The sequence below is a fragment of the Phenylobacterium sp. genome (assembly GCF_031412415.1).
In the GTDB taxonomy this organism is placed as follows: Bacteria; Pseudomonadota; Alphaproteobacteria; order Caulobacterales; family Caulobacteraceae; genus Phenylobacterium.
In genome coordinates, this window is sequence record NZ_JANOCX010000051.1 from 1 (window position 1) to 9,229 (window position 9,229).

General features: G+C 68.8%; 9 protein-coding genes. 2 read left to right on the forward strand and 7 right to left on the reverse strand.

Features of this window, described 5'->3' with window-relative positions:
- Window positions 1-343, reverse strand: a 343-nt coding sequence (locus RMO04_RS02435) for an L-threonylcarbamoyladenylate synthase (RefSeq protein ID WP_405041451.1), incomplete at its 3' end; no start/stop codon positions are given.
- A 180-nt stretch (window positions 344-523) separates the two neighbouring features.
- On the opposite strand from RMO04_RS02435, the gene RMO04_RS02440 reads away from it, so the two are divergent.
- The gene (locus tag RMO04_RS02440; RefSeq protein WP_309643205.1) at window positions 524-2,266 is read left to right on the forward strand and encodes an acyl-CoA dehydrogenase; all 1,743 of its coding nucleotides are present in this window, start codon (window positions 524-526) and stop codon (window positions 2,264-2,266) included.
- Here the strand turns inward: RMO04_RS02440 and RMO04_RS02445 are convergent.
- From RMO04_RS02445 to RMO04_RS02460, 4 genes are all read right to left on the reverse strand, one after another.
- Entirely contained in the window at window positions 2,263-3,495 is a 1,233-nt protein-coding gene (locus RMO04_RS02445; protein WP_309643206.1) for an esterase-like activity of phytase family protein, read from the reverse strand. The two genes, RMO04_RS02440 and RMO04_RS02445, sit on opposite strands and share 4 nt — an antisense overlap.
- A 31-nt stretch (window positions 3,496-3,526) precedes the next feature.
- On the reverse strand, window positions 3,527-4,708 hold the full coding sequence (locus RMO04_RS02450; RefSeq protein ID WP_309643207.1) for an amidohydrolase family protein: 1,182 nt from the start codon (window positions 4,706-4,708) through the stop codon (window positions 3,527-3,529).
- A gap of 79 nt (window positions 4,709-4,787) precedes the next feature.
- On the reverse strand, window positions 4,788-5,618 hold the full coding sequence (locus RMO04_RS02455; protein WP_309643208.1) for a flagellin: 831 nt from the start codon (window positions 5,616-5,618) through the stop codon (window positions 4,788-4,790).
- A 143-nt stretch (window positions 5,619-5,761) separates the two neighbouring features.
- Complete coding sequence (locus RMO04_RS02460; RefSeq protein WP_309643209.1) at window positions 5,762-6,244, reverse strand: peroxiredoxin; 483 nt, start codon at window positions 6,242-6,244, stop codon at window positions 5,762-5,764.
- A gap of 115 nt (window positions 6,245-6,359) precedes the next feature.
- Between RMO04_RS02460 and RMO04_RS02465 the strand changes: the two genes are divergently transcribed.
- Complete coding sequence (locus tag RMO04_RS02465) at window positions 6,360-6,929, forward strand: YqgE/AlgH family protein (RefSeq protein WP_309643210.1); 570 nt, start codon at window positions 6,360-6,362, stop codon at window positions 6,927-6,929.
- Here RMO04_RS02465 and RMO04_RS02470 read toward each other — a convergent pair.
- A complete protein-coding gene (locus RMO04_RS02470) occupies window positions 6,926-8,584 on the reverse strand; it encodes a bifunctional diguanylate cyclase/phosphodiesterase (RefSeq protein ID WP_309643211.1) in 1,659 nt (552 codons plus the stop codon). The two genes, RMO04_RS02465 and RMO04_RS02470, sit on opposite strands and share 4 nt — an antisense overlap.
- Window positions 8,585-8,617: 33 nt before the next feature.
- On the reverse strand, window positions 8,618-9,229 hold a 612-nt coding region (locus tag RMO04_RS02475), incomplete at its 5' end, for a GNAT family protein (protein WP_309643212.1).

The window sequence follows — 9,229 nt, forward strand, 5'->3', positions numbered from 1 at the left end:
CGAACGCGTTTAGCAACGCGCGGGCCAGGGGATGGGCCGGAATCCTAAGGGCCACGGTGTCGAGGCCGGCGCGGGCGAGGTCGCAGACGGCGAGGTCAGAGCGGATCGGCAGGACCAGGGTGAGCGGCCCCGGCCAGAAGGCTGCCGCCAGCTTTCGCGCCCGGTCATCGAAAATCGCCAGGGTCTCAGCCACGGCCAGATCGGCGACATGGCTGATCAGAGGATTGAACCTGGGCCGACCCTTGGCCTCGAAGATCGCCGCCACCGCCTCGGGATTGGCCGCGTCGGCGGCCAGGCCATAGACCGTCTCGGTGGGCAGGATCACCAGGCGGCCGGCGCGCAGGGCAAGCACGGCCTGCGCCACGCGGCTGTCGGGATATTCGGCGGCCTGATCCACAGCCCCGGTGGTTACACCGCGACGCGGCGGGCTGTCGCCGTCGATCTTCGCCTGGCCTTGCTCACGCGTCCGGCTTGGCCGTCCCCGATCCATGCCCTAGAACGCCCGAACCCAAAGGAGCTCCCGATGACCTTCCGCGCCCCGGTCCGCGATCTCGCCCTGTCCCTCCAGACGGCGGGTCATCCCGCCCTGATCGGCCAGGCTTTCCCGGACCTCGACCAGGACACGGTGATGGCTGTGCTGGAGGCCGCGGGCGCCTTCGTCGAGAGCGAACTGGCCCCCCTCAACCGCAAGGGCGATCAGGTCGGCGCGCGCTTCGAGAACGGCGTGGTCAGCGCCGCGCCAGGGTTCGCGGCGGCCTATCGGGCCTTCGTCGCCGGCGGCTGGAATTCACTCTCGGCCGATCCCGAGCACGGCGGCCAGGGCCTGACCAAGGCCATGGAACTGGCGGTCTTCGAGATGGTCCACGCCTCAAACATGGCCTTCGGCCTCTGCCCGATGCTGACCCAGGGCGCCATCGAGGCCTTGGACCTGCACGGCACCGAGCGCCAGAAACGGCTGGTCCTGCCCAAGCTGGTTTCCGGCGAATGGACCGGCACCATGAATCTGACCGAGCCGCAGGCGGGCTCCGACCTGGCGGCCGTCACCACCCGAGCGGAGCCCGACGGCCAGGGCGGCTACCGGCTGCACGGCCAGAAGATATTCATCACCTGGGGCGATCACGACGCCGCCGAGAACATCTGCCATCTGGTTTTGGCGCGCCTGCCCGACGCCCCGCCCGGCGTGAAGGGGATTTCGCTGTTTCTGGCGACCAAGCGCGACGTGCTGGAGGACGGCGGCCTGGGCGTCGCCAACGACCTGCGTGCCGGATCCATCGAGCACAAACTGGGCATCCACGGCTCCCCGACCTGCGTCATGCTCTTCGAGGGCGCGCGCGCCGAGCTGGTGGGCGAGGTGAACAACGGCATCGCCCACATGTTCGTCATGATGAACGCCGCGCGCCTGCAGGTCGGCGTCCAGGGCGTCGCCATCGCCGAGCGGGCCTTCCAGCAGGCCCTGGCCTTCAGCCAGGAGCGCCGCCAGGGCCGCGCGGCCTGGTCGGCGGACGGGTCCATCTACGGCCACCCGGACGTGCGCCGCACTCTGACGCTGATGAAGGCCAAGATCGAGGCCGCCCGCGCCATCTGCCTGACCACCGGGGTATGCGCCGACCTCGCCCGTCTCGCGCCCACCGAAGCCGAGCGCACCACCGCCAAGCAGCGCCAGGAACTGCTGACGCCCATCGCCAAAGCCTGGTCCACCGATATCGGGGTCGAGGTCGCGTCCTTGGGCGTGCAGGTCCATGGGGGCATGGGCTTCATCGAGGAGACTGGCGCGGCCCAGCACTATCGCGACGCTCGCATCGCCCCGATCTATGAGGGCACCAACGGCATCCAGGCCATCGATCTGGTCGGCCGCAAGGTCCCTATGGAAGGCGGCGCGGTCATGGACGCGCTGTGCGCGGAGATGCAGGCCACCGCCGAGAGCCTCGCCGGCGCGCCCGGTCTCGAGGTGGTGGGCGTCCGTCTCGAGGCCGGCGTCGCGGCCCTGGAGCGGGCCACCGACTGGCTGCTGCAGAACAAGGGCGCGAACGCGCTGACCGCCGCCACGCCGTATCTCAAGCTGGCCGGCGACGTGATCGGCGGCTGGATGCTGGCCCGCCAAGCCCTGGCGACGGCCGCGGCGACCGACGACTGGTCGAAGAGCAAGTCGGCCCTTGCCCGCCTCTACGCCGGCCAGATCCTGGCCCAGGCCCCCGGCCTGGCCGACGGTGTGACGGACGGCGCGGGCGACCTGGAGAGCGTCAGCGCCGAAGCGATAGGGGCCTAGGTCAACACCGGCTCGTCGAAGGTCACGCGGAAGAACTGCGTCTCCACGCCTTCGATGCCGAAGTCGTTGTCGTTGACCAAGATCAGCTCATGGTCCGACAGCACCGCCATGCCCTCAAGGTCGGGCGCGACGTCCTTGGCCGCGTCGGTGGAAAAGATCAGGGTCTTGGTCAGCGGCCAAACGCCGATCCCCGCGAAGTCGTCGGGGTCCATCGCCTCCAGAACCGGCCGGGTCTCGATGTCGAGATGCACGGGCGGCGTCTGATGGCCTGTCAGGTCGACGCGATAGACCTTCGCGGTGTGTGAAATCCGCTCCAGCACCAGCAGCCGGTCCGGGCCGATCCAGGTGAGCTCGCAGACCTTGAGATCGCGACGCTTCACGTCACCTTCGTTTGTGTCGCGCTCGAAGCTGCCCGGGCGGTCGAAGGGATAAAGGTACTGGCCGACCACCGTGCCGGTCGCGGCGTCCAGTTTCCAGATCCGACCGTGACGCGCGCTTTCGCCGGCCCCTTTGTCCGGGTGAGCCAGCGGGCTCTGGAAGGCCGTATAGAGCCAGGCGCCGTCGGGCGAGGCGGCGACGGATTCGAAACCCCGATTGAGGCGCCGTCGCGTGGCGATGGCCGGCAGCACCGCCGTCAGTGGGGGATTGCAGTCGCCCGTTACGCCCTCGGGGACCCAGCGCGCGGTGACCGTCCCATCGGGCGCGACCTTCATCAGCGAAGGGCCGTACTCCTCGGCGGTCCAGAAGCTCCCGTCGGCGAGTACGGCCAGACCCTCGGTGTCAGCGCCGCCGTCAGCCTCGCGAAGCCGTCCCTCCAGATCGAAGGTCGGCTCCATTTCCGCCTCGCCCCCGCCCGGCAGCGGCAGGCCCGAGAGCGGGCGGCCGTCCGAGCGCATCAGCGGGATAGCCCGGACGAACTCGACGGCGGTCTCGGTCACTCGAAGCTCGGCGATGGTCGGTCCCACGTCGGGCAGCGGCATGACCTTGGCGCCGTCCAAATCCAGCAACCGCTTCAGGTTATCGAGACCGTAATCGTCCACCGCCACCTTGATCTTGAGGTTGGGACCGCGGTCGCCCACGGCCCACAGCCTGCCCGGCGGGTCGCCCCGCCCTCGCGCCAGGCCGGAGCCGAGGCCCAGGGTGACGCGCAGCACGCCGCGTGGCAGCGGGATTTCCGCCAGCAGGTGATCGCGCCAGGCGAGCCGTTCGACCTTGAATCCCGATGTCATGGCGCCATTGGCGCAGGCGGGGCGGCTTTGTCTAGGCGGCCACGAGCCCTGACGCGTCGTGCAGCGCTGGGTCCAGGCCACGTCCCATCAGGTCGATGAAGTTGTCGCGGTAGAAGGCGCGCTTGGCACGGTCCGAGGCGCCGTCCAAGGCGTCGTTGAACCGCTTCAGCGGATTGCGGCCGCCCTCGATGTGGGGGAAGTCCGACGAGAACAGGCACATCTCCTCGCCGGAATTGGCGATGATCCAGGCGGTGTCCTCGTGCGGATACGGCGTGACCCGGAGTTGGCGGCGCAGGATCTCGCTAGGCTTGGCGGAGAGCCGTTGCAGACGCTCCTCACGACCGAACGCCGCCGCGCCGGAGTCCATGAACCGCATCAGGCTGGGCAGCCACGAGGCGCCCAGCTCGATGGCGCCGAACTTCAGGTTCGGGAAGCGGTCGAACACGCCGTCGATCACCAGGGCCGACAGAGTCTGCCAAATCGACAGCGGGATTGTCATGAAGGTCAGCGAGGTGAAGTTCTCCGCCCCGCCGTGGAAATCCAGCACCTGGGGACCGCCGTTCACCAGATAGTCCTTGTGCATCTTCTCCTCCCCGCCGACGTGGAAAAGGATCGGGATGCCGGCCTCCTGCACCAACGCCCACAGGGGGTCCAGGTCGATATGGCTCGGCGAGTGGCCCTTGGGGTGGCGCGAGGGGATGACGATCCCCTTGCAGCCCAGGGCGATGGCCTCGCGGGCGATCTCCGGCGCTCGGGCCATGTCGATCAGCGGCACGTAGCCGGTGGCCAGCAGGCGGCGGTCGACCGAGCAGAAGTCGGCCATCATCCGGTTGTGGGCGCGGGCGGACTCGACCGCCAGGTCGACTTCGCCTTGTTCCTCCAGCCCGTAGTTGCTGAGCGAGGCGGTGGTGAAGACCAGCTGGCTGGCGAAGCCGAACAGGTCCAGCGCCTTGGGCCGATCCTGGCTGCGGAAGGCGCCGAGGGCTTCGTAGTTCTTGCGTAGCAGCAGGTTGGCCTCGTCGCCCGCCCGGAACTCAGGGTCGTCGTGCCTGGCGTCGGCCTTCTCGAACCACTCCGGCAGTACGTCCTTGCGACCTGTCGCCTCGATGAAGGCGGGCCGGACCTTGGGATCGAGATAGCGATGCAGGGTGCCCGGCAGCTCCATGACGTGGCTGTCGGCGTCGTGGATGGTCTGGCCTTCGACGTAGGGCATGGCGTCCTCCCGGCGATCTTGTGGTCGCTCGGCGCGAAGTGTGCGGACGGCCTGATACCGGAGTCAAGAAAGCCGCGTATCAGCGGCGGAAGAGTTGCAGCAGCATGGATGGCGCGTCGTTGGCGATCCGAAGCGAGATGATGGCGAGTTGCTGGCGGACTTGGAGCGCCTGCAGCCGCGCCGACTCCTTGGCCAGGTCGGCGTCGACCAGGTTGCCGATCCCCGCGTCGATGGTGTCCTGCAACTTGCCGACGAACTTCAGGTGCATGTCGAGGCTCTTGGACCCGGTCCCCAGCCGCGCGACGGCCGAGTTCACCGACTTCATGGCGTTGGCCAGGTTGTCGGTGTCGGTGGACGTCACAGCGCCCAGCAGGTCGGCGCGTATGCCGCTCAACAGGCTGCCGGTGGTCGACAGATCCACGTGATCGACATTGATCGTATCGGTGGCCGATGTGTTGGCCAGCGCCCGGACCCGCCCGGTCCCTCCGGCCGAGATCAGGTTCACGCCGTCGAACTCGGCGTTCGCCGCGGCGACGTCGATGCGTCGCCGCAGAGCGAGGTAGTTGTCGTTGATCGCTGTCCGGGCCGGATCGCCGGGGTCGTAGTCCTGGGCCGAGAGCGCCAGGCTCTTCATCTCGGCGAGCATGTCGGAGATCGATTCCCCGGCGGCCATGGCCACGCCGGCGATCGACTGTCCGCGCTGCAGGGACGCCATGACGGCGTCGAGGCCGCGCGACTCGGCGCGTTGGTTCTGGGCGATCGCCCAGATGGCGGGGTTGTCCTTGGCGCTGGCCACGCGCAGGCCGGTGCTGATCCGCCGCTGGACCTGCATCATCTCGCCGTTGATCGCGTTGAGGCTCTGCAGAGCCACCATCGCGCCGACGTTCGTGTTGACGCTGTTCAGCGACATCCGTGGGCAGACCCGATTTTTCAGGTCGGCCGCCAAGGGCGACCGCGGGCATTTTGCCCGACGGACACCCTAGCGTGGTGTGATTAGCGTTCTGTTAGTCCGTGGAAATTTAGGGCCGCGGCCTGCGCGGCCCTAACCTGACCTCAGAGCTGCGCCAGCAGGTAGTCGGCGGCCGAGACCTTGAACTCCCCGCCCTGCTCGACATTGAGCTCGGCGACCACGCCATCCTTGACCAGCATGGAATAGCGTTGCGAGCGGCCGCCCATGCCGAACTTCGAGGCGTCCATCTCCAGGCCCACGGCCTTGGCGAAATCGCCGTTGCCGTCGCCCAGCATCAGGATGTCGTCGCCGACGCCCTGGCTCTCGCCCCAGGCCTTCATGACGAAGGCGTCGTTGACCGAGACGCAGGCGATGGTGTCGACACCCTTGGCGCGGAAGTCGGCCACGTGATCCTTGAAGCCCGGCAGATGGCGCGCCGAGCAGGTTGGGGTGAAAGCCCCAGGGACCGCGAACAGGGCGACGGTCTTGCCGGCGAACACGTCGTCGGTGGTCATCGGCTTTGGACCTTCGGCCGTGCCGGCGGCGAAGGAGGCGGCGGGCAGCTTGTCACCGACTTTGATGGTCATCTTGTTCTCTCCGGAGTGGCGTTGCGCACCAGATAACGCGGATACGTTCCTCTTCAACGTCCATAACGCGCTTCAAGGCTTGAAAGCGCCGCGTTCCGGTTCAAATCTGCTGGGGATGGAAGACGGCGCGTTCCTCTCCGGCCAGATTCTGATCGCCATGCCCGGCATCGGCGATCCCCGCTTCGAGCGCGCGGTGGTGCTGATCTGCGCCCACGACGAGAGCCACGCCATGGGCATCGCGGTGAACCGGCCGGTCGAGGGCCTGACCGTCCCTGACCTGCTGCAGCGGCTGGAGGTCAAGTCCGCCATCGAGATTCCGCCCGACCTGGTGCTGATGGGCGGGCCGGTGGAGCGCGAGCGCGGCTTCGTCCTGCACACCGACGACTACATGGCCGGCGATCACAGCCTGGCGATCGGCGACGGAGTGTCGCTCACCGCCACGCGCGAGGTGCTGGAGGCCATGGCCGGTCACGATTCCGCGCCGCGCCGCGCCCTGCTGGCGCTCGGCTACGCCGGCTGGGGACCCGGCCAGTTGGAACGCGAGATCCGCGAGAATGTCTGGCTGACCTGCGAGGCCGACGAAGGCCTGATCTTCGACGGCGATCATGGTCGCAAGTGGAGCAAGGCTCTGGCCAAGCTCGGTGTCGACGCCAGCCTGCTGACCGCGACCGCCGGGCGGGCCTAGCCGCGGGCCTTCACGGGCGCGGCCCCGTCGACGTAGCTTTCGTTCAGATATACCTCGGCCTCCTGGGGCGACAGGGCCGGCGCGTAGCCGAAGCCCTGGCCGTAGTCGCAGCCCAGCGACAGAAGTTGGCGAGCCATCTGGGCGTTCTCGACGCCCTCGGCCACGACTTCGAGCGACAGGTCCTGACCCAGCTTGACCACGGAGGAGACGATCTTGGCCGAGCCTTCGTTGGTGGCCATGGTGCGCACGAAGTAGCGGTCGATCTTCAGGGTGTCGAAGGGCAGTCGGGTCAGGTAGCTGAGCGACGAGAACCCGGTGCCGAAGTCGTCCAGCGCCAGGGCCGCGCCGGCCTCACGCAGGTTGCGTAGCACCACGGCCGCCCGGTCGGGGTCGCGCATGACGTCGCCTTCGGTGACTTCCAGCTTCAGCGCGCCCGGCGGCAGGCCGGTCTCCTTGCGGATGGCCAGGACGTCGGAGATCAGGTCGGGGCGGTCGAGTTCGCCGGTCGAGAGGTTCACCGCCACGGTGAGTTCGCCCGCGGCGCGGTGGTCGCGGCGCCAGACGGCGAGTTGGTGGCCCGCCTCGCGCATCATCCGCGCGCCCAGCTCGCTCATCAGGCCCATCTCTTCGCAGAGCGGCAGGAACTGGTCGGGCGTCAGCAGGCCGCGACGCGAGTGGCGCCAGCGGACCAGGGCCTCGAAGCCGGACAGAGCGCCGGTCGAGAGCCGTACGATCGGCTGATAGTAGGCGACGATCTCGCCGCGCCCCATGGCGCCGCGCAGGTCGCTCTCCAGCGCCAACCGCGAGAGGCCGTCGCTTTCCAGGCCGCGGCCATAGGCGGCCGCGCCGCCCCGTCCGCCGCTCTTGGCGGACTCCACGGCCAGTTCGGCCCGGCGCAGCAACTCGGCGGCCTCAGGCGCGTCCTCGCCGCCCACGGCCTCGACCGCGCCGATGGATAGGGTCGGATGGATGTCGAAGCCCGCGACCCGCAAGGGCTGCTCCAGGGCTTGGCGCAGGATCTCGGCGGCGCTGGGGCGGGCGACCGGGCTGAGGACCGCGAACTCATCCTCGCCCACGCGCGCCAGCAGGGCTCCAGGCGGGAAGGCCGCGGCCAGGCGCGACCCCAGGGCGGCCAGGACCAAATCGGCGCGCTCGTGGCCCAGGGCCTCGTTCAGGCGGCGCAGGCGGTCAAGATCGGCGACCACCAGTTCGTGATGCCCTGGCGTCTGCAGGCGCTCACGCGCTCGGGTGACGAAGCTCTTGCGGTCGAGCAGGCCGGTGAGGTTGTCGAGATCGGAAGCGGCGAACTTGGTCTCGGGCGCCACCACGCCGGCGGCGCGCAGTCCCTCTTCCAGCCAGACGCCGCGCCAGATGCAGACCCCGCCGCCGCGCATCCGCAGGCGCACGGCGATCTCCGAGCCCGGCTCCTGAACGCGCAGGACATCGTCGGCCATGGCCCGATCCTGTGGCAGGGCCAGGGCGCGCATGGCGGCGGACGAACATTCGGGGGCGAGCGGGCCGAGGCCAAGGGCGCGCGACGCGCCCGTCAGGCGCATGCGGTCCTTCTCCGGCTCCCAGAGCCAGAGGACCACGTCGGCGGCGCCCAACGCTTCTAGCGTTGTGGTGGCGTCCCAGATCCAACGATCGCTCGGCATCGCCTCAAGACGTTAAAATGGCAAACGCGTCGGCTAGACCGACACTCCGTCGCCCAACCCTTCGTGAGCCCGCAAGGGCGACACAAGGCCGAACAAGACATGGTCTCGCCAAACGCCGTTAATTTTCAGATAAGCCTGCGCGAGACCTTCTTCCTTGAACCCGGCCCGGTTGAGCAGCCGGCGGGAGGCGTCGTTGTGCGGGACGCAGGCGGCCTCGAGGCGGTGAAGCGCCAGGGTCCGGAAGGCGAAGACGCTCAGCATCCGCACGGCGGCCAGGGTTTGTCCTTTGCGGGCAAAGGGTTGGCCGCACCAGTAGCCCACCGACCCCATCTGAGCGACGCCGCGCCGCACGTTGGACAGGGTGATGCCGCCGGTCAGGGCGTCATCCTCGGCGCGAAAGACGAAGAACGGATAGGCCGTGCCCGCCTCCCTGTCGCGGGCGTAGGCGGTCAGTCTGCGTCGGAAGGCCGCACGGCTCAGATCGTCCGCGGGCCAGGTGGGCTCCCAAGGCTGCAGGAAATCCCGAGAGCGGGCGCGCAGGTCGCGCCATTCAGGATAGTCGGTCGCGCGCGGAGGTCGAAGGCGTACGCCATCACCCTCGATTCGCAGCCCACTCTCAGGGGCGATCCAATCCAGCAGCGCCAT